Source organism: Dictyobacter sp. Z7_2 (genome assembly GCF_057551105.1).
The window spans coordinates 976829-996702 of sequence record NZ_BAAJPE010000002.1 but is presented as its reverse complement, the minus strand read 5'-3'; the positions used below and the strand labels follow the sequence as shown (position 1 = coordinate 996702).

Annotated in this window: 16 protein-coding genes and 1 pseudogene; 10 read left to right on the top strand and 7 right to left on the bottom strand. The window is 47.7% G+C overall.

Annotated features, from left to right (window positions below; genetic code table 11):
• Positions 1-48: 48 nt before the first annotated feature.
• Complete coding sequence (gene glgP / locus AC27N8_RS17690) at positions 49-2604, bottom strand: alpha-glucan family phosphorylase (protein ID WP_487068714.1); 2556 nt, start codon at positions 2602-2604, stop codon at positions 49-51.
• 309 nt (positions 2605-2913) lie between these two features.
• On the opposite strand from glgP, the gene AC27N8_RS17685 reads away from it, so the two are divergent.
• On the top strand, positions 2914-3429 hold the full coding sequence (locus AC27N8_RS17685; RefSeq protein ID WP_487068713.1) for a hypothetical protein: 516 nt from the start codon (positions 2914-2916) through the stop codon (positions 3427-3429).
• A gap of 263 nt (positions 3430-3692) precedes the next feature.
• Here the strand turns inward: AC27N8_RS17685 and AC27N8_RS17680 are convergent, their stop codons facing one another.
• Together AC27N8_RS17680 and AC27N8_RS17675 are read right to left on the bottom strand one after the other, a co-directional pair.
• Complete coding sequence (locus AC27N8_RS17680; protein WP_487068712.1) at positions 3693-4382, bottom strand: LuxR C-terminal-related transcriptional regulator; 690 nt, start codon at positions 4380-4382, stop codon at positions 3693-3695.
• Positions 4383-4752: 370 nt separating this feature from the next.
• Positions 4753-5337, bottom strand: coding sequence for a GTP-binding protein (locus AC27N8_RS17675; protein ID WP_487068711.1), 585 nt, complete (start codon positions 5335-5337; stop codon positions 4753-4755).
• Between the two features lie 633 nt (positions 5338-5970).
• Between AC27N8_RS17675 and gatB the strand changes: the two genes are divergently transcribed.
• On the top strand, positions 5971-7455 hold the full coding sequence (gatB, locus tag AC27N8_RS17670; protein WP_487068710.1) for an Asp-tRNA(Asn)/Glu-tRNA(Gln) amidotransferase subunit GatB: 1485 nt from the start codon (positions 5971-5973) through the stop codon (positions 7453-7455).
• A gap of 84 nt (positions 7456-7539) precedes the next feature.
• On the opposite strand, the gene AC27N8_RS17665 is transcribed toward gatB, so the two are convergent.
• Positions 7540-8091 carry a hypothetical protein gene (locus AC27N8_RS17665; RefSeq protein WP_487068709.1) on the bottom strand — a complete coding sequence of 184 codons (552 nt, stop codon included), beginning with the start codon at positions 8089-8091 and terminating at the stop codon, positions 7540-7542.
• 548 nt (positions 8092-8639) lie between these two features.
• Here AC27N8_RS17665 and dxs point away from each other — a divergent pair.
• Entirely contained in the window at positions 8640-10571 is a 1932-nt protein-coding gene (dxs, locus tag AC27N8_RS17660; RefSeq protein ID WP_487068708.1) for a 1-deoxy-D-xylulose-5-phosphate synthase, read from the top strand.
• A 39-nt stretch (positions 10572-10610) separates the two neighbouring features.
• Here the strand turns inward: dxs and AC27N8_RS17655 are convergent, their stop codons facing one another.
• From AC27N8_RS17655 to AC27N8_RS17645, 3 genes are all read right to left on the bottom strand, one after another.
• Positions 10611-11282, bottom strand: coding sequence for an ABC transporter ATP-binding protein (locus tag AC27N8_RS17655; protein ID WP_487068707.1), 672 nt, complete (start codon positions 11280-11282; stop codon positions 10611-10613).
• A gap of 3 nt (positions 11283-11285) precedes the next feature.
• Positions 11286-12053, bottom strand: coding sequence for a Crp/Fnr family transcriptional regulator (locus tag AC27N8_RS17650; RefSeq protein ID WP_487068706.1), 768 nt, complete (start codon positions 12051-12053; stop codon positions 11286-11288).
• Positions 12054-12167: 114 nt separating this feature from the next.
• Positions 12168-12899, bottom strand: a complete 732-nt coding sequence (locus tag AC27N8_RS17645) for a response regulator (RefSeq protein WP_487068705.1) — start codon at positions 12897-12899, stop codon at positions 12168-12170.
• A 459-nt stretch (positions 12900-13358) separates the two neighbouring features.
• Between AC27N8_RS17645 and rpsB the strand changes: the two are divergent.
• From rpsB to AC27N8_RS17610, 7 genes and pseudogenes are all read left to right on the top strand, one after another.
• Positions 13359-14081, top strand: a pseudogene (gene rpsB, locus AC27N8_RS17640) (30S ribosomal protein S2); the annotation flags it as partial.
• A gap of 430 nt (positions 14082-14511) precedes the next feature.
• A complete protein-coding gene (tsf, locus tag AC27N8_RS17635) occupies positions 14512-15108 on the top strand; it encodes an elongation factor Ts (RefSeq protein ID WP_487068704.1) in 597 nt (198 codons plus the stop codon).
• Positions 15109-15228: 120 nt separating this feature from the next.
• On the top strand, positions 15229-15963 hold the full coding sequence (gene pyrH / locus AC27N8_RS17630; RefSeq protein ID WP_487068703.1) for a UMP kinase: 735 nt from the start codon (positions 15229-15231) through the stop codon (positions 15961-15963).
• 81 nt (positions 15964-16044) lie between these two features.
• On the top strand, positions 16045-16602 hold the full coding sequence (gene frr / locus AC27N8_RS17625; RefSeq protein ID WP_487068702.1) for a ribosome recycling factor: 558 nt from the start codon (positions 16045-16047) through the stop codon (positions 16600-16602).
• 11 nt (positions 16603-16613) lie between these two features.
• On the top strand, positions 16614-17393 hold the full coding sequence (gene uppS, locus AC27N8_RS17620; RefSeq protein ID WP_487074709.1) for a polyprenyl diphosphate synthase: 780 nt from the start codon (positions 16614-16616) through the stop codon (positions 17391-17393).
• Positions 17394-17612: 219 nt separating this feature from the next.
• On the top strand, positions 17613-18518 hold the full coding sequence (locus AC27N8_RS17615; protein ID WP_487068701.1) for a phosphatidate cytidylyltransferase: 906 nt from the start codon (positions 17613-17615) through the stop codon (positions 18516-18518).
• 165 nt (positions 18519-18683) lie between these two features.
• On the top strand, positions 18684-19859 hold the full coding sequence (locus AC27N8_RS17610) for a 1-deoxy-D-xylulose-5-phosphate reductoisomerase (protein ID WP_487068700.1): 1176 nt from the start codon (positions 18684-18686) through the stop codon (positions 19857-19859).
• The last annotated feature ends 15 nt before the right edge of the window (positions 19860-19874 follow it).

The following is a 19874-nucleotide window of genomic DNA, read 5'->3' as shown; positions in this document are numbered from 1 at the left end:
CAGCTCCCCACGATCCTCTGATTGACTATATTATGCCACCCTTGGACATCAAGCCCAACGAATCAGACCAACTTCGTATTTTTCTCGCAAGGCGGGGTGTGAGGGGATAACGCGAATATTGTAAGCGAGGCTCCCGCTTTCATCTGGTTTTAGCTGAACGTCGTAGCGATATGAATTATCGTTTTCACGTTTAACAAATTCCATGGGGAGAGTGTATTGTGGGAGAGCAACTTCATCGCCAGCTTCTCCATATACCAGCTCAACGCGCAGATCTTCAGGATTGAGGCCATTGGCACGTACCCATGCATGGACATCGATGCCCTCTCCCAGGCTGAGCTGACCTTCACGACGACCATCAACATAGAGTTCAAGGTTGTCCCAGACCTGCTCGACGTGTGCTTTCCAGGCTGCCAATTGTCGTTCGCGCTCAAAATGGTTGGCATCAACCAGATTCCCCTGGCGAATTTCTGGTACATAAAAGTTATTCGTATAGTCTTTAACCATACGTCGCATGCTAAATTGAGGGGCACATGTACGAATAGCCTCTTTCATATAACTCATCCAGCGATGCGGCACGCCGTTGGTATCCTGGTCAAAAAAGGTCGGGATGATCTCATGCTCAAGGATATCGTAGAGTGAGTTGCTATCGTCTTCGGCCTGGATCTCCTGATCATGATACTCTCGCTCCTCTCCAATCGCCCAGCCGTTCTTGCCATTGTAGCCCTCGGCCCACCAGCCATCTAGGATACTACAATTAGGCTGACCGTTAAGAGCGGCTTTCTGCCCACTGGTGCCGCTGGCTTCATAGGGACGAATAGGATTATTTAGCCAGACATCGGTACCCGAAACCAGATAGCGAGCCATATCAATATCGTAATTTTCCAGGAAAATGATTTTTCCTTTAAACTCATCCTGACGCGATATCTTGTAGATGTATTCGATGAGCGCTTTGCCTGGATCATCCGCAGGATGCGCTTTGCCCGCGAAGACGATTTGCACAGGGCGTTCGGGATTGTTCAAAATCTGGCGTAACTTGTCGAGGTTGCGGAAGATCAGCGTGGCACGTTTATAAGTTGCAAAGCGGCGTGCAAATCCAAAAATCAACGCCTTGGGATTAAGTATCCCTTCAAACTCGGTGAGCTGGCGATCGCCTGCTCCCAGGCGCAAGTGCTGTTTTTTCAAATTGCGGGTTACGTAGTCTGCTAGCGCTTCTTTCCGTTTGAAATGAGCATTCCATAATTCAATATCCGGGATACGTTGGATTGTGTTATCCCAAAATTGCTGATCATCGACATACTTGCCCCAATCGGCATCAAGATAGCGACCATATAATTCATTAAGTTCGGGAGCGATCCAAGAGAATGTATGTACGCCGTTGGTGATTGAGCTGATTGGCACCTCGCTTTTATCGAGCCCTGGCCAGAGAAACTGCCACATCGTACGTGAAACATCTCCATGGAGCTTGCTTACACCGTTATGATGTCCTGTTAACTTGAGTGCCAGAATTGTCATGCCATAGTTGGGACCCCAGCTATGATCTTCGCGTGCCACATTGAGAAATTGAGCCCGTGTCAAACCAAGCTGACCCCAATAAGAACCAAAGTATTTATCCATTAACTCGTAGCTAAATGAATCGTTCCCGGCTGGCACAGGCGTATGGGTCGTAAAAAGCGAATTCGTTTTAACTACCTCACGTGCCTCATTAAAGCTCAGTCCGGCTTCCACCAGTTCGCGGCAACGTTCCAGGCTAAGAAATGCTGCATGTCCTTCGTTAAGATGCCAGGCTGATGGGGTAATGCCCAGGGCGCGTAGGGCTCGTACGCCACCAATGCCCAGTACAATTTCTTGTGAGATGCGGATCTCGTTATCGCCGCCGTAGAGACGTGCCGATAGCTCACGATCGGTAGGCGCATTGAGTGGAATATCTGTATCCATCAAATAGAGAGGGACACGACCAACGACAAGCTTCCAGATTTTTGCATAGATGCGGCGACCAGGTAAGTCCACACTGATGACCACTTCGCTCCCATCAGGCCCGACGGCTGGTACTGCGGGCACATCAGAGAAGTGCAACTTATCGTATGATGCCTCTTGAATGCCCTCCAGATTCACGCGTTGATGAAAATAACCCTGAGGATACAAAAAGCCTACCCCGACAAAGGGTAATCCGAGATCACTCGCTTCTTTGCAATGGTCTCCAGAGAGAATACCTAATCCACCAGAGTAAATAGGTAAAGATTCATGTAATCCAAACTCGGCAGAAAAATAAGCAATTGTTTCTGCTTGTAATTCGGGGTAAGTGGTTGAGAACCAGGTATCCTCGGGGCGTGGATGAATATAATGATCGTAATCACGAATCACACTATCATATGCTGAAAGATATTCTGCCTGCTCTGCCGCCTCTTCGAGTTTCTTGGGTTGGATTCTGCTAAGAAATTGTACTGGATTATGCCCAACCTGTTCCCACAGCTCTGAGTCAAGGGAACTATAGAGAAAACGTGCTTCTGGATGCCAGCTCCACCAGACATTGTAGGCGAGTTCGTACAATCTGTTGATGCGTGCAGGCATGATCGGAAAGACTGTGATACGGCCGTAGACTTTCACTCGGTTAGGCTCCCTTTCTTATCTTCCACCTCTGTATGCTTGTGTACTGAGAAGCGAAATAACCTCAATCGATGTTCTATTTTTATTCCTGATATAAGTATATCTTTTTTCAGAAAACCGGGCAACTTGCTTGATCCTTTTCCTTGCATAATGTATTTTACCTTTTCTTCATGCCGATATTGTTCTAGAGTGGCCTGATTGTTTTCTCTAGAAATTTGACTTATACTGAGATGAAGATACGCACTTGTACGTAATGGATCTTTTTGATATATCGCGTGCATAGGTTATTGATAGGGGAGCGAATAGTACATGGTAAGGAAGCCAGCTTTTGTGCATCTCTATGAGCGTAAAAATTTCTGGGGCGGAATCTTACTTGGCTGTGGGCTGTTCTGTTTGGTCTGGCTGCTCTTTTTTCATCGCGGGACGTCACCTATTACTTCGCAATGGACTTCGATTACTGTCAGTTCCAGTCCTGTATTTGCTTCAGAAGCAGAGTCAGAAGTGCTTACGAAGGCGGGGATTATCCTGTCCCCTTCTACTCAATCAACTAATCTCAGCCAGGAAGAGGCATTACAGATAGCCACGCAGTTAAATCCAGATGCTGCCCTCGGTGCAAAGGCTATCGTGGTGCGCTCTGCTTTGCTGACGTATGACACTCACATGCCAAATGGACTGCATCTACAGAATGTGCCTGTCTGGATTATCTGGTTTCAGCAAATCGCTCCGCCCAAAACGACCGTTGCTCCTGATGGTGGATCGCCTCAGAATCTCTATGTGTTTATCAATGCCGATAGCGGGCGGATGGAGTTGGCTATGTGGGGATAACATATCTCTGTTTAAATATACATCTCTGATTGCTTGCCAGGAAGCACATCCGCCTTACAGAGCATCTCTGAGCTAAATTTTTTGTGAAAGAGTACTGCGCGGAGGCAGGTTGCAAAGCGGATATACCGTTTCAGTTGTGTCTTTTGTTGTAAGAAAGCGTTTTCGACTCGTTATAATGAAGCAAGCAGGTCCGCTTGTGTGGTCATGCTTGCCAGATAGAAAAAATAGGCTGGAACGCCTCTGACAAAAAAAACGCAAAAAGCTTATTCCTCATGCATCTTGATCCAACCATGTCGTAATGCATGTACTACTGCGGCTGTTCGATCGTTCACAGACAGTTTTTTAAGAATAGAAGTAATATGATTTTTGACTGTTTGATCGCTAATTTTTAGTGATTTCGCAATCTCTTTATTACTATTGCCACGTGCAATGTAATCCAGGATCTCGACCTCGCGTGTTGAAAGGGGAGAATATTGATCCTTATGCTCGCTCTCTTCTTCTTCCACAGTCAACTCGCGGAAAGATTTCAGCACTCGACTGGCCAGCTGTGGTTTAGCAAGCACATCATCGCGAATGAGATATTCACCATGACTGACTTTGCGTACCGTATCCATTAACTCTTCGGCGCTAATATTGCGTGTCGTGTAAGCGGCGGCCCCCACTTTAATAGATTGAAAGAGGCGCTCTTCGTCCTCCGACGGTGTGAGAATAATAATGGCCAGGCGTGGAGAAGAATGACGCATCTGTCGTGCGATTTCGAGTGGATCAGAAGAAGTGAGTCCTGCATCGATGAGGGCTACATCGGGGTTGCACGTACGGGCAATTTCGAGTACATCAGTAGCATCCGTCGACTCTCCAACAATTTCGCAGTCGCCCATTCGTAGTAAAGTGGCGCGAATACCCTCTCGGAAGAGTGGCTGCTCATCAATAATGATGACACGTATCGTATCCATGTAATCCCTTCATAGAAGAGCGAACAGTACCAAGGCGCATTGTAGCACTGTCCACACTCTTTTCTATCTAAATTGAACTCCCAAGAAAATGACCGTCCCCTGGTTCATTAAGGGACTTGATGACCGGTATGGCTGTGCCCATTATACACATTAATGCTGTAAGCGTCTATAAGATGGCAGGCCATTTCAGGGGCTTCTCTAGGAGTTTCTACCCCATTGTATCGAATTGTAACTAGTACTTTTGGGAGGAGGTAGTCGCCGCTCTGTTCGGTTGGATGAAGAGAGCGGCTGAAGGGGTAGCTTCACCCGCAGAGGGGATTGACGTGTTAGTTGCGGTACGCATCAAGATGCGCTCAAGGGGACTGGACTGCTAAATGCGTTCAAGTTTACGTAATGTCGAGTTGATGCCAACTTTTAAACTATCGATAACGCCTCTCCCTTTGACTGCCACGGCTTCGAAGCTTGGCACGCGATAGGGATTGAGGTATTTTTCAAGGACGGAAATGGGTAATGTATCCTGAAGGTCACGCTTGTTCCATTGCATTACCAGAGGAAAACTGGACGAGTCCTTATTCATACGACGCAGTTGGTCTTGCAATTCATTCCAGCATTCAATATTCTCCTGCAACTTGCTGGCCTGAGAATCGGCGACAAAAATGACGCAGTCGGCACCCTTGAGTACTGAAATTCTTGTTTGTTGATAAAGAATCTGACCGGGGACAGTATAGAGCTGAAAGCGAATATTAAAACCGTTGACTCTTCCTAGCTCTAGTGGTAGCAGGTCGAAGTATAATGTACGCTCTGTTTCTGTATCAATCGAGACCATCTCTCCTACGTCATGTGGATTTACTGCCTGGTGTATATAATGTAAATTTGTCGTTTTACCACAAAGACCAATTCCATAATAGACAATTTTACAATTAATCTCGCGTTTCGCCATATTAATTAGAGACATACGTAACGCTCTCCTGCCGACTCTCTTAGCATGTTATCTGCATGCTTGTAAGATGTAAACTAAGCTACTTCTTTCTGGGACAGTATACATTATTCCATAGATGCCTGCAACCGCATTTTTTTAGATTCTCCTGTGCCGATGTGAAGGCACGGATCAGATTCCTCTCTAGCTGTTCATGAGTTGAAAGCTACTTATCTATTTTTAACCATATCTCTTCCAATTTTTATTCAGTCAGTAGCTCATTTAATTGAAATTCCTGAATATCTGGTTTCAAGCTGTGTACACTTTATACGCATCACACTTTAGAATTGAATTACTTAAAAAATTCAGCTTTTAAATTGTAGCCCATATTTACTACACATATCTATGAGAAACATTTAATGACCACATGAATGAACGGTTCAAAGAAGTGTTCTTGTCGGATGACGTATGAAAAAAACTTACTCTGCGTCAGTTTTTCTGTTCTGTGCTACAATAAACTGCGGTACTTTCACTTTTCGTGTCTGGTGTGCAGGCGAGAGTTGTTGGGCTTTCCCATTGACGGATGATAGCGAAAGGGCTAGACTGGTAACGATAGACAGTTGCTCTCTCTTCGGTGGAGCAACGTGATAGAAATAGAGTGAGAACACGCATATGACGACAACTGCATCTACTCCGATTGATACGGACTTTGAGGTCGTTATCGGACTTGAGGTGCATTCGCAATTGCTAACGAAGAGCAAGATGTTCTGTTCTTGTAGCACCAACTACGCGAATGCCGCGCCGAATACACACGTCTGCCCGATATGTATGGGAATGCCTGGGGTGCTGCCGGTGATTAACCAGGAAGCGGTCAAGTATACCATCATGACCGCGCTGGCTTTACATTGTTCTATCCCTGAGTATTCAAAATTCGACAGGAAAAGCTATCACTATCCTGATCTGATGAAGGGATACCAGATCTCTCAATATGATATCCCTTTAAGTAGTGATGGCTACTTGACGATCGAATATGCTGGACAGGAGCGCCGTATCGGCGTGACGCGTGTCCATCTTGAAGAAGATACTGCCCGTTCTCTGCATCGTCAAGGGTATACACTGATTGATGTGAATCGTGCTGGCACTGCCCTGATGGAGATTGTCAGTGAGCCTGATATGCGTTCACCTGAAGAAGCGCGTCTCTATATGCAGAAACTGCGTGAAATTCTCATCTACATCGGGGTCTCATCTGGTCGTATGGAAGAGGGCAGCCTGCGTTGTGACGCGAACGTCTCCGTGCGTCCTCGTGGACAGCAGGAGTTGGGCGTCAAGACCGAAATTAAGAACATGAATAGTTTCCGTTCGGTTGAGCGAGCGCTGGAATATGAAGCACGCCGCCAGATTGAAGTTCTCCGTAACGGGGGAAAGATTCGGCAGGAGACACGTGGCTGGATTGAAAATAAGGGTATCACGGTGACTCAGCGTGTGAAAGAGCATGCCGATGATTATCGCTACTTCCCAGAACCGGATCTTCCTCCATTGATTATCAGCCGTGAGTTTGTCGAAGAGATTCGTGCTGGTCTGACTGAACTCCCAGATGCGCGTCGTGCTCGTTATCAAGAAACATATGGCATCTCGGAGCAGGATGCGAATGTGCTCACCGAAGATAAGCAGTTGGGCGATTACTTTGAGCAGGTTGTTTCATCCTCGCCGGTCAAAGATGTGAAGGTGCGTGCCAGGTCAGCCAGCAATTGGGTGTTGAGTGAGGTTGTACGGTTGCTGAAGGCCAGTGGGATCTCGGTGCAGGAATCTCCCTTATCACCTGGTGCTGTCGCGAATCTGCTGGATTTACTGGATAAAGAGCGCATTACTGGCAAGCAGGCGAAAGAGATACTGGACGAAGCATTCAGCAGTGGTCAGTTGCCTGAAGCTATCGTTGAGCAAAAAGATATTAAGCCCCCGATCAGTGATCTCGGAACGCTGGAAGGCATCATTGATGAAGTGCTTGCGAACAACGAGAAAGCCGTCAACGATTATCGTAACGGCAAGACGAATGTTATTCAGAGCCTGATGGGACAGGTTATGAAGCAGACACGTAGCCAGGCGAAAGCGAATATTGTGCAACCACTTTTACGCAAGAAGTTAGACGAGCTGATTTAAACTTTGAGCTTTTAAGGTTGCTGGAATGAACAAGCGGTCGTTTTCACGGCCGCTTGTTTTTGTTTGTATTCTGTTTAAAGAGACTTAATAAGGACGACGGGTATCGCGTTTCCCTGGTTTTTTTACGACAGGTTTAACTGCACGTGTTGGTTTGGCCTTTTTACGACCACGACCCCAGTTCATATCATCATCCTCATCCTCGTCCTCGTCCTCGCTGTCCACCTCCTCAGTCACATCGTCCTCGTCATCCTCATCATCCGCCGCGTCAACCTCCAGGTCCATATCCGGAACATCCGTGTCTTCGATTACATCATCCTGATAGTCTGACTCTTCCCGGATGCCGGGGATTGAGAGGTCATCTTCTCTATCAGGATCAATAAAATCCTGTGGTGTGCGAACTGGCTCTGCGACCGGGTGAACGATCTGATCACTCAATCCATCGCCATCGTCACTCAGACGATTTCTACGAAGTACAGCCGGCTCAGGGATATCGGAGTCCGAGTCTGAATCGACTGCTTCTCCGTCTTCCTCTGGTCTGGGGGCTCCAATCACGCGGCGACCCGCAGCCACATCGAGCCAGAACTGAGAATAGTAATGTGGCCTCTCAGAGTCTTTTTCGCTATCTTTTCTTGTCATAAGATACGCGGCTCTCCTCATCGCTGGAGTGAGTCACCGCTCCTACCTTCCTTTTATATTGCTTTTATTGCACACTTTACTTGGTTCTTTCCGCCCTGTGCTAAACTATAGTACTTGCTAGTGAGAAACAATGCAAGTTTTTAGCGACAGGTTGTTTTTCGACGGGATACTTTTGCGCTAAAAATATCCACTAGTACGCATCTCAGGAGGCAATTTTTGCGTAATACCTGCGAATGGTACCATATAAAGACCATCATAAGAAGAAAAAGGAAGCCTGTCAAGGGACCTTTCAGAGTACTTCGCGTGGCTTGAGAGGCTCGTTTAACCCTTGTCAAGCCCTCACGTGCATGAATTTTTAGGGCTGTGGGGTTTGCCAGTATCAAAGAACCTTTCTATAATAGTGTCAAAGGTATCTGGTTACTGCACCCTTTATACGAATTTTATGCATCTTTATAAGTGGTGCAAGCCGCTTTTATGAATAACTTACTGGTCGCTTGCTGCTGATACAGATAGAGGGAAGCCGGTGCCTGGTAATTTGGAGGAAACCATTGACTAGCATTCTTGATACCATTAATGGACCTGAGCAATTGCGTAGCTTAAACGTTCCGCAGATGGAGCATTTAGCAAAAGAGATCCGGCGCGAGATCATTGAAAAAGTGTCGGTACGGGGTGGACATTTAGCTCCTAATCTGGGTGTTGTTGAATTAACAATGGCACTTCATTATGTGTTTGATACACCCAAAGACCTACTTGTCTGGGATATTGGTCATCAGGCGTATGTACACAAACTTTTGACTGGACGACGTGATCGTTTTCATACCATTCGTCAATTTGGTGGCCTCTCAGGCTATTTACGCCGCGATGAGAGCCCCTTTGATACCTTTGGTGCTAGTCATGCAAGTACATCGATCTCGGCTGCTTTAGGAATGGCTGCTGCGCGTGATTTGCAGGGTGAGCAGCATAAAGTAGTGGCGATTATTGGCGATGGGTCACTCACTGGTGGGATGGCTCTGGAAGCGATTAATAATGCCGGGAGCCTGAAGAAGAATCTTATTATTGTCCTCAATGATAATGATAAATCAATTTCTGATAACGTTGGAGCTCTGTCACAGCACCTGGGAAAAGTTCGTCGCATGGAGACGATGCCAGGTTTTCGCAAAGTACGCGATATGGCAAAAGAATCGATAGAGCGACTACCAGTGCTGGGCGACAAAGCTCGTGAGGCCGCTGGACGGGCGGAGACGAGCTTTAAGCAATTTATGATGCATAGTAAGACTGGTGTGATCTTCGAGGAATTGGGTCTTAAGTTCTTTGGTCCTTTCGATGGACATGATATTCCATTGTTGCTTGATGTCTTTGACAATGTCAAGCAGATTGAAGGACCAGTGATTGTCCAGGTCGTGACCAAAAAAGGGAAGGGCTGGGAAATTGCTGAGGGCGACTCTACCAAATGGCATGGACCTGGCGCGTACGATTTTACAACTGGTGTCATTAAGAAGAATGCCAGTGATCCACTTTCTTATACGGAAGTGTTTGCCAATACCCTGGTCGCCATCGCAGAAAAAAATCCTAAAGTAGTGGGTATCACTGCAGCGATGGAAGAGGGAACCGGCCTGAAGAAATTGCATCAACGTTTCCCCGAGCGCTACTTTGATGTTGGTATTGCAGAACAACATGCCGTGACCTTCGCCGGTGGCCTGGCTGTGGGAGGAACCTCTCCTGTGGTCGCTGTCTATTCGACATTTATGCAACGTGCAATTGATCAGATTATCCACGATATTTGCGTGCAGAATCTCCATGTGGTGTTTGCGATGGACCGGGCCGGTATCGTGGGAGAGGATGGTCAGACGCAGCATGGCGTTTTTGATATCACCTTCTCACGTATGATTCCTGGCATGAAGGTGATGGCTCCCAAGGATGAAGAAGAGCTGCGTCATATGCTCTATACGGCGGTCAATCTGGATGGCCCTGTCGCCTTGCGTTATCCCCGTGGTAAGGGCCTTGGTGTTCCTCTGACGAGCGAGCTGCACGATCTGGAAGTTGGGAAGGCTGAGTTGCTGAGTCCCGATACGCTGGAAGCCGCTGAGATGCAGGATGCTGTGATTCTTGCTTATGGCTCCATGGTTTCGGAGGCTGAAGTAGCTGCGAAAGAATTGGCCGATGAAGGTATTCATGTCGCAGTTGTCAATGCACGCTGGGCCAAGCCTCTCGATGCTGATCTGATTTTACGGCTGGCGCGAGGAACCGGACATCTTGTGACCGTTGAAGATCATGTGGTCGCGGGTGGCTTTGGAAGTGCTGTGCTAGAACTCTTAGAGCAGCATGGAATTACCGATGTGAAAGTTCGTGTCATTGGTTTGCCTGATAATTTTGTGGAGCATGGTGCTGTCGCTATCCTCAAAGAATTATATGGTCTCTCATCAGCTCATATTAAAGATGTCGTGCGTGCGCAATTAAATGCTCATACGCTGGCTAAATAGGATAATCGCATTGGCTGCGAAAAATAGCCCTCCTGATTTTCAGGAGGGCATGATTTTGCCATCGCGCATATGAATGATGCGATTAGCGACGTTGCCAATCTCCTGGGCATGCGTCACGAGTATAAAGGTCTGCTGATGTTCCTGGTTCAAGCGCAGCAGCAATTCTATGATTTCTCGTGCTGTCTCACTATCCAGATTCCCCGTTGGCTCATCGGCCCAGACAAGCGCAGGATTATTTGTCAGTGCTCGCGCGATGGTGACACGCTGCCGCTGCCCTCCGGATAATTCTGCTGGACGATGATTGGCCCTGTTGGCCAGACCTACGATATCAAGCATTTCTAGTGCCCGGCGACGTGCTTTCGCGGCACCTACTCTGGTAACAAGCAATGGGAGTTCTACATTCTCAACGGCGGAGAGCACTGGTAGCAAGTTGAAATCTTGAAAGATGAACCCCATATGCTGTGCTCTATAGGCTGTCCGCTCGCGTTCGCTCAGGTCGCGTAAGTTATCATTACGAATATAGATATCACCTTTATCGATAGTGTCGAGTCCTGAGAGGCAATTAAGCAGCGTGGTTTTTCCGCAGCCGCTAGGACCCATAATGGCGACAATTTCTGCCTCGGCGATCTCCAAAGAAATATCGCTGAGGGCTTCAACGCGCAGTTGCCCTGTGCGATAGATTTTTTTGACGTGTTGTGCTTTGATAATCATCAGTTATTCTCGTCTATGTAGTCCTGCTTTGCTGCCTGTTTGTTCTACATCGCGCAGTAATTCAGGATAGTTGATGGTAATATGTTTGCGCCCAAGCTTGATTGCATCTATCTCTCTCAATTCACGTAAGGCAGCGCTGACTGTTTCACGATAGACACCTAAACGATCGGCTAGCTCTTCATGGCTAAAGCCATTGACGACAATTTCCTGACACTTTTGCTCAATTTGGGATTGTGCAAGTTGTAGTAAGAGTCCTGCCAGACGTGCTGTGACACTTTTGAATGTGGTACTCACCAGGCGTGCTTCCATCTGTATCAAACGCTTTCCTATCATTTGCAAAAGCGCACACGCAATCGCTGGATGACGGGTGAGGAGATCATCAATGTCTATTTTGTTGATCTGGTAGAGGTAGGATGAAGTTGTGGCTTCTGCGAAACTGGTATACGTGTGTTGACCACACAGGAGCTGCTCACCAAAACATGCTCCATCCTCCAGCGTTGCAGTAATCAGTTTTCTGCCATCAGTTGAGAGATGATAGAGCTGTATGTTACCAGTTTTGACAAAAAAGAGGACATTACTTGTCTCTCCTGGACGGTAAAGAACGCGTCCAGGAGGGCAAGTCAGTGCCGTTGTAATCCGATTTAGTTCGTTGATATCATGTGCATCCAGTCGCTGAAAAATGTCAGTCTGAGCCAGAAAGGAGGCTTTCTCTTCGGCCTGATCTCCTTTCGGATGAGGTGTTCCGAATTGACTCATTCGTTGTTCTTGCACGTATCTTATCCTGTGTGATTGTGTAGCGTCTCTCTGCAACACCTAATATTGTATCATACGGATTCTGACCAATTTCTGAAATATGAGGCTGATACGTTGGCGAGATGAGGCGGCTCAGGCCTCTGCGCTGGTGAGATAGATGGCTTCGGTACGATTACGCGCGTGCAATTTTTCAAAAATATTTTGGACATGTTTATGAACGGTTGACTCTGCAATTGCAAGTTCCAGGGCAATTTCTCGATTTTTTCGTCCTTTACGCATCAGATCGAGGATTTGTCTCTCACGATCGGTTAAAGGTCTTGGCAACGAAGTAGCAGTATCTAATAAGTGTGCATCTTCTCCAGTTGCCAGGCGAATGGTACGTCGGGATGTACGGTAAGAAACAGCAGCGGATATCAAACTATTGTAAGGCGTACTGATCTTCCAGTATGAACGTAGATGGGTGAGAACTTGAGTTGCAAAAGCTCCTGGAATACAAAGTTCATTACGTGCTGCACAGTGTATGGCATGAATTAACGCGTCAGGTTCGATATCCTTGGTGATATAGCCGATGGCCCCTTTCTGAATAGCCTGGAAGAGCAGTTGATCCTGGTGAGAGGAGGTAAAAATGATGACGCGTGAGTGAGGAGAACATGCTAAAACGCGTTCAGTGGCATCGAAGCCGCTACAATCAGGCATATCAACATCCATTAGAACGACGTCTGGTAGCGTTTGTGCTGCCTGGCTCTCCGCCTCTTGTCCATTGCAAGCTTCTGCTACAACTTTAAGATCAGGCTCTTTCTCGACCACCTCACGTACCGCACGACGCATGAGCGAGTGGTCGTCAACAATTAAAATATTTACCATTTTTATCAATCCCTTTCTCCATCTACGACCCCTGAAAATGGTATGGGCGTTACATAACTTGCTTAGCCAGAAATGTGTACACTCACTCTCTACTATACGCATGAATTCAATAAGCATACAGTACCGACCATCTTTTTAGAGCATAAATTTATATGGACGTCATATCATATATATATATGATAAGAAGGATAAAAATTTCCAATTATCGATCCTCCTTATTTCTTGCGTCCACTGTAGCTCTGTGTTATACTTCACTCTCGAAGCAGGCAAGAGCCGCTCGCTAGTTGATATAAGATAGACAGATAAAAAGTACACACGCTCTCTGGAAAAGCGCTGACCCTGGGGTCCATAACTTCTATAGATGTTTGGAGCCAGACTCGTTTGCCTTAGGGGACCCTGACGCCATTAGGTGAGAGCGGAGGATCAAGGGAGGTCCATTTTTTGGCTAACATCATTTCGATGAAACAATTGTTAGAAGCTGGTGTCCATTTTGGTCACCAGACACGTCGCTGGAATCCGAAGATGCAGCAGTTCATCTTCATGGACCGTAATGGTATCCATATCATTGATCTCCAGCAGACAGTCACACGCCTCAACGATGCCTACAAGTTTGTAGAGCAATTGGTCGCTGGCGGTGGTACATTGCTCTTTGTAGGCACAAAGAAGCAGGCACAAGAGGCTGTTGCCGAAGAGGCGAGGCGTTGTGGCATGTACTTCGTGAACCAGCGTTGGCTTGGCGGTATGTTGACCAACTTTAAAACCATTCAATCACGTATCACCTACTTGCGTGAGTTGGAGACCCGCCGAGACCGTGGTGAATTTGAGCGCCTTCCTAAAAAAGAGGTTCAGCACATGCAGGATGAAATCGCTCGCCTTGAGCGCATCCTGGGTGGTATTAAAGATATGCGCCGCTTACCTACGGCTATCTTTATTATCGATACGCGCAAAGAGCGCACCGCTGTGCTGGAAGCTCGTCGTCTAGAGATTCCGATTATTGCTTTAGCAGATACCAATAGTGATCCTGACGAGATGGATTATCCCATTCCTGCTAATGATGATGCTATTCGTGCAGTTCGCTTACTGTGTGCTAAAATCGCAGATGCTGCTGTTGAAGGTCGTCGCGAACTTGAGGCTCAGCAGAAGGATGCAGATCCAGGTGAGAGCGAAGCTCCAGTAGAAGAGATGACCACAACACCGGCGGCACCTGCTGAAGTTGCTGCGCCAGTTGCAACTCCTGAGGTTGCTACGACCGCACCGGTTGCAGAGACCTCTGAAGAGGCACCAGCGCCAGTGGCAGAGACTTCTGAGCCAGCTTCCGCAACTGCGGAGCCAGCCACGGAGACGGCACCCACTCCGGAGCCAGAACTGGTTTCCAAAGAGGCTCATTAGTTAACAATTAAGAAATCGTTTTGGTGGGAGAAAAGGGGCATATGTGCTCCCTGACTCCCGCCTTTTTGTGTAGATATATTGCCCGATTACGCATGATTTGAGCGCGTAATCTGCTCATTTCACATTTGTCAAGCACTCAGAGACCAAAAAAGATGGACAGCAGTTGTTGTATGCCCTGGCGAATCTGAGTATCATAGAAAGCAGATTGAGGAGAAACTATAGCATGGAGTACATAGCCGCAGACGTAAAAAAGTTGCGCGACGAAACAGGTGCTACGTTCGTTGATTGTAAGAAGGCCCTAACCGAATCTGCCTCGTGGGGTGAGGCGGTCAAATATCTGGAAAGCCGCCGCGATAAGAAGGCTGAAAAGATGGTTACCGCCGGTCGAGAGACAAAAGAGGGTGGTGTTTTTTCTTATATTCATCACAACAATCGCATTGGTGTTTTAATTGAGATTAATTGTAGCACGGACTTTGTTGCTCGTAGCGAAAGTTTCCGCAATCTCGCTAACAATCTGGCCCTACAGATTGTTGGTGTTGCTCCTAAATACGTGAATTATGAGGATATTCCGGCCGAAGTCCTGGAGGCCTCTCGTCAGAAACATGCAGAAGACCCTTCGATGGCTCGTGTACCTGAGGGACGCAAAGAAGAAGTTCTCAAAGGAAAGCTCAATAAAGAGTTCAGTGAGCAGGTTCTCATGTTGCAGCCATTTGTAAAGGACGAAGCGATCACCGTTGGTGAGCTTGTACGTCGAGTGATTGCCGAGACAGGCGAAAATATCGTTGTACGCCGCTTTAGCCGCTTTGCTGTGGGAGAATAGCCGACAGTTTTTAGACCGTGTTCGGGCAGGATATCCCCTTAAGGGGATATCCTGGTGATTGTAGAAGACAGCAAGACAAAGAGGCGTTCCTCATGGTCGCGTACAAGGGAGAATGGGAATATGTCAGGCGAGCCAAAATATCGGCGTATCTTACTCAAGTTAAGTGGTGAGGCTCTTGGAGCACATGGAACCGGCATCGATGCCGATACTGTACGGCGGATCGCCGGTGAGATCAAGAGTGTGCATAACTTAGGGGTAGAGGTTGCGTTGGTGATCGGCGGTGGAAATATGTGGCGTGGTGCTGACGCAGCTGCGACTGGTATCGATCGCGGAACTGCTGACTATGTTGGTATGCTGGCAACAGTGATGAACTCGTTGGTTATGCAGGATGCGATGGAAAAGTTGGGCATTAGTACACGGGTCCAGACCGCTATCGAGATGCCACCTGTCGCAGAGCCTTTTATTCGTCGTCGAGCCATTCGCCACCTTGAGAAGAGGCGTGTGGTAATTCTGGCTGCCGGTAGCGGAAATCCATTCTTTACTACAGATACTGCTGCTGCATTGCGCTCCGTTGAACTCAATGCACAGGTGTTGCTCAAAGCGACCAAAGTGGATGGCATCTATGATGAGGATCCCATGCAGAACCCTCGCGCTCACCGTTTCGATGAGTTGAGCTATATGCAGGCTTTGAATATGGGTCTGAAGGTCATGGATAGTACTGCGCTTTCTTTGTGTAAAGATAATAACATGCCGATTCTGGTTTTTAATTTGCACCAGGTAGGTGCTCTAGAGGCCATTATGCGGGGTGAAAAGTGTGGTACACTGGTCACTAATGACGTGAAAGAGCCTGATTAGTCGTGCAACATGTTGCGCTACTTCTTTCGTCACGTCCCGTTTTTGAGGTGCATCTGGTGCCTAGAGAAAAGGAAGTATGCCATGACAGCAGATTTACTTGGAGATGCAGAACGGCGGATGCAGAAAGCGATTGATGCTTTAAAGCAAGATCTCAATTCTATTCGTGCTGGCCGGGCGAGTTCTGCTCTAATAGATCGCATTACCGTCGAGTATTATGGTGCCGCAACACCAATCAATCAAGTGGCTTCAGTCACTATTCCAGAGGCTCGCGTCCTGGTGATTTCGCCCTGGGATAGGAAAATGCTGGTTGATATTGAAAAGGCAATTCAAAAGTCTGATCTGGGTATTAACCCGAATAATGATGGGCAAGTTATTCGCCTGATTATTCCACCGATGAGTGAAGAGCGACGGCGGGATCTGGTGAAGAGTCTGCATAAAAAAGCTGATGAACATAAGGTTGCGATCCGCAATATCCGTCGCGACACTCAGGATAAACTGCGCGATCGTGAAAAGAAAAAAGAAGTTTCTGAAGATGAGCTCAAACGCAGTACCGACCGGCTGCAAAAGCTCACCGATCGCTTTATCGATGAGATGGAGAAGATCGGAAAAGCAAAGGAACTGGAGATCCTGGAGGTCTAACTTTGGCCAAGATGCAACAACTCTTTTCATCCATGAAAGGAAAAGAGAAGACTTTAGAGCAAACACCCAAGGTCGCATCTGAGAATCAGTCGCCACTGCGCCACATTGCCATTATTATGGATGGCAATGGGCGCTGGGCTTCAAAGAGGCACCTACCGCGTCTCGCTGGACATCAGGCAGGTGTCTCGGCGCTGCGACGTGTGGTAAAATTCGCTTCCGATGAAAAGAAGGTTGATTTAATCAGCGTCTATGCCTTTTCAACCGAGAATTGGGGACGACCAAAACCTGAAGTTGAAGGTTTGATGCGTCTCTTTTGGGAGACCATTCGCTCAGATGTGGGAAAGTTACACCGCGATGGAGTTCGTTTGCGTCATCTTGGTCGATTGTATGATCTCTCTCCCGATATCCAGAGTGCCATCCATGAGTCGGTTGAATTGACAAAGAATAATACAGGGATTGGGCTGAACCTCTGTTTTAATTACGGAGGACGGGCCGAGTTGGTCGATGCGATTCGCCAGATGATGCTTGATGGGCGTGATCCAGAGACGATTGATGAGGATTTGATTGCTTCCTATCTCTACACGCGCGATCTTCCTGATCCCGATATGGTGATTCGTACCGCTGGCGAAATGCGTGTCAGCAATTTTCTCCTCTGGCAATCTGCCTACAGTGAATATTACGCCACGTCTACGCTCTGGCCAGACTTTGGACCCGAAGATTTGATGGCCGCTCTCGAAAGTTTTTATCAGCGTAAGCGACGTTTTGGTCTGCTTGATGCGCCCTCGAAGTAGCGATTAATGATAGAATACGTAGGGTAACCTTTTGCTGCTCTACGTATTCTTTTTTGTATGGACCTTTCTTGCACTGGTGCTGATCGAGGGATGAGCGCTGAACAAGGATTGTGGCGTTAAGATGAGTACTGAAAAGCTCTAAAGTTGCGTGTTTTGTTCTGATAGGATAGCATTATCATTGTTGGAACAAAAGAGAACTTTATTGAGGACGTGAATTGTTTGCAAGGCACAAGTAAGCAAAATAGAACAACGGGTCTAAATGAACCCGCAAAAAAAGAGAAATCGTCTGTCGGCCAACGTTTGTTGACCGCAGGTATTGCAATTCCGGTCGTGCTCCTTTTTGTCGGATTTGGTGGGTGGATGTCCTTCGCAGGCTGTGCGTTGGTTGTTGTGTTAGGGGCGATAGAACTGCATACGATGTTAACGAAAGCTGGCTATCATCCAATCATCTGGATGAGTTTTAGCCTCTGTTTCCTCTTTTTAATCTCTGCCATGTTCCCGGATCAAAGATTAGTTATCTTACAGATCGGCCTGGGAGCCTCTGTGATTCTCTCTTTCTGCTGGCTGTTTTTCCGCTCAACCTTTGAGGGATCGATGGTCGATTGGGCATTGACTCTGGCTGTGCCGGTCTATCTGGGCTGGTCAATGAGCTACTTTTTGCTGTTACGTGGCTATGAAATAGTCTCTTTTCATTGGATGGTCGGAAGCTGGGTGACATTGCCAGCAGGAGTCTGGTGGGTGCTCGTGCTCCTGCTTGGCGTATGGGGATTTGATGGCGCAGCCTTTTTTACCGGACGTTATCTAGGACGCCATAAACTGGCTCCCAATATTAGTCCCGGGAAAACCTGGGAAGGGGTGGCTGGTGGTATGGTCATTTCAGTGCTGGCTGGCTTGCTCCTTACCTCTATTCCCCTGGGTGTGCCCTGGTATTTCGCTATCCTATTAGGTTTGCTGATAGGGGTTGCATCTACCTTGGGAGATCTTGCCGAGTCGGTGATTAAACGCCAGATGCATGTGAAAGATAGTGGACAGATTATGCCCGGCCATGGTGGTATGCTGGATCGTATTGATAGCCTGATCTTCGCCGCGATTGTCGTCTACATTTTTGCCTTGTTCTTTCACTAAGCTAGTGTGGTACTCATCGTGCCTCCGGGGGAGAGTCAATAGGCCAAAGTAGCTGACTATCCTCGGGCTTCATTCGTACATGCTATAATCAGGTTGAGAGATAAAACTGAATCGTTGCTTGCGTTGTGTGAGCACGTGTATATATTTTTCATAGGTTGAATTGGTATGACGATATTCCCTAAACGTATTGCTTTGCTGGGAAGTACAGGATCGATTGGGCGACAAACCCTCGATGTGGTGAGACGTTTTCCTGAACATTTCCGCATTGTTGCCATGGCGGCACGAAGCAATGTTGATCTGCTGGCTCAGCAAGTACAGGAGTTTCATCCGGAATTGGTGACCTGCTATGCTGATTCGCCAGAAGTTGAAGCGAAAGCACGTCGCTTGTTACCCCAGGCTCTGCTCGGCGAGCAAGGCCTGTTAGCGGTGGCAACTCATTCCGACGCTGATGTATTGGTGGCAGCCACATCGGGTCTGGTTGGCCTGGTGCCTACACTGGCTGCGATTGGGGCCGGTAAGGCTATCGCTATTGCCAACAAAGAGACGTTAGTGATGGCCGGTCATCTTGTGACACAGGCTGCCCAACGAGCCGGGGTGCCGATATTCCCCATTGATAGCGAGCATAGCGCCATCTGGCAGTGTCTACGAGGCGAAGAGAAGAAAGAGATTAAACGCCTGTTGCTGACGGCTTCTGGTGGTCCTTTTCGGATGACTCCGGTAGAAGATCTGAAGCAGGTTACCGTGAAGCAGGCTCTGGCTCATCCGACATGGCAGATGGGGCCAAAGATCACGATCGATAGCTCTACCCTGATGAATAAGGGCCTGGAAGTGATCGAGTCCCACTGGCTCTTCGACGTTCCTTATGAGCGGATGGAGGTGGTGGTGCAGCCTGAAAGCATTATTCACTCCATGGTTGAGTTCATTGATGGCTCGATCAAGATGCAGGCCAGTTTACCAAGTATGCATCTTCCTATTATGAATGCGTTGGGATATCCTCACCGTTTGGATGCCTCGGCGACGGATTTTATTCGCGAACTGCGCTGGTCTGAGATCGGGTCTCTGCGTTTTGAGGACCTGGATCTCGCACGTTTCCCATGTTTCCGCCTGGCTGTTGAAGCAGGGAGACGTGGTGGAACCTATCCCTGTGCCCTGGTTGGCGCTGATGAAGAGGCTGTGGAATTATTCCTGGCGGGCAAGATTGGATATGTGGAGATCGCTCGACTGATTGAAGGTGTTTTAGAACGGCATCAGTCGGTTGAACAACCTGATGTCGCCACGACTCTGGAGGCTTGTGCCTGGGGACGACGTACTGTACGAGAGCTGTGGAAGAAACATGCTTAGCTATCTCTCTGTACG

Excerpts from the sequence above, each read along its gene's own strand:
- frr (WP_487068702.1), top strand. The coding sequence starts at position 16,045 with ATGACAGCAGATTTACTTGGAGATGCAGAACGGCGGATGCAGAAAGCG.
- gatB (WP_487068710.1), top strand. The coding sequence starts at position 5,971 with ATGACGACAACTGCATCTACTCCGATTGATACGGACTTTGAGGTCGTT.
- AC27N8_RS17685 (WP_487068713.1), top strand. The coding sequence starts at position 2,914 with ATGGTAAGGAAGCCAGCTTTTGTGCATCTCTATGAGCGTAAAAATTTC.
- AC27N8_RS17665 (WP_487068709.1), bottom strand. The coding sequence starts at position 8,091 with ATGACAAGAAAAGATAGCGAAAAAGACTCTGAGAGGCCACATTACTAT.
- AC27N8_RS17680 (WP_487068712.1), bottom strand. The coding sequence starts at position 4,382 with ATGGATACGATACGTGTCATCATTATTGATGAGCAGCCACTCTTCCGA.
- AC27N8_RS17675 (WP_487068711.1), bottom strand. The coding sequence starts at position 5,337 with ATGTCTCTAATTAATATGGCGAAACGCGAGATTAATTGTAAAATTGTC.
- AC27N8_RS17645 (WP_487068705.1), bottom strand. The coding sequence starts at position 12,899 with ATGGTAAATATTTTAATTGTTGACGACCACTCGCTCATGCGTCGTGCG.
- tsf (WP_487068704.1), top strand. The coding sequence starts at position 14,512 with ATGGAGTACATAGCCGCAGACGTAAAAAAGTTGCGCGACGAAACAGGT.
- pyrH (WP_487068703.1), top strand. The coding sequence starts at position 15,229 with ATGTCAGGCGAGCCAAAATATCGGCGTATCTTACTCAAGTTAAGTGGT.
- AC27N8_RS17655 (WP_487068707.1), bottom strand. The coding sequence starts at position 11,282 with ATGATTATCAAAGCACAACACGTCAAAAAAATCTATCGCACAGGGCAA.
- AC27N8_RS17610 (WP_487068700.1), top strand. The coding sequence starts at position 18,684 with ATGACGATATTCCCTAAACGTATTGCTTTGCTGGGAAGTACAGGATCG.
- uppS (WP_487074709.1), top strand. The coding sequence starts at position 16,614 with ATGCAACAACTCTTTTCATCCATGAAAGGAAAAGAGAAGACTTTAGAG.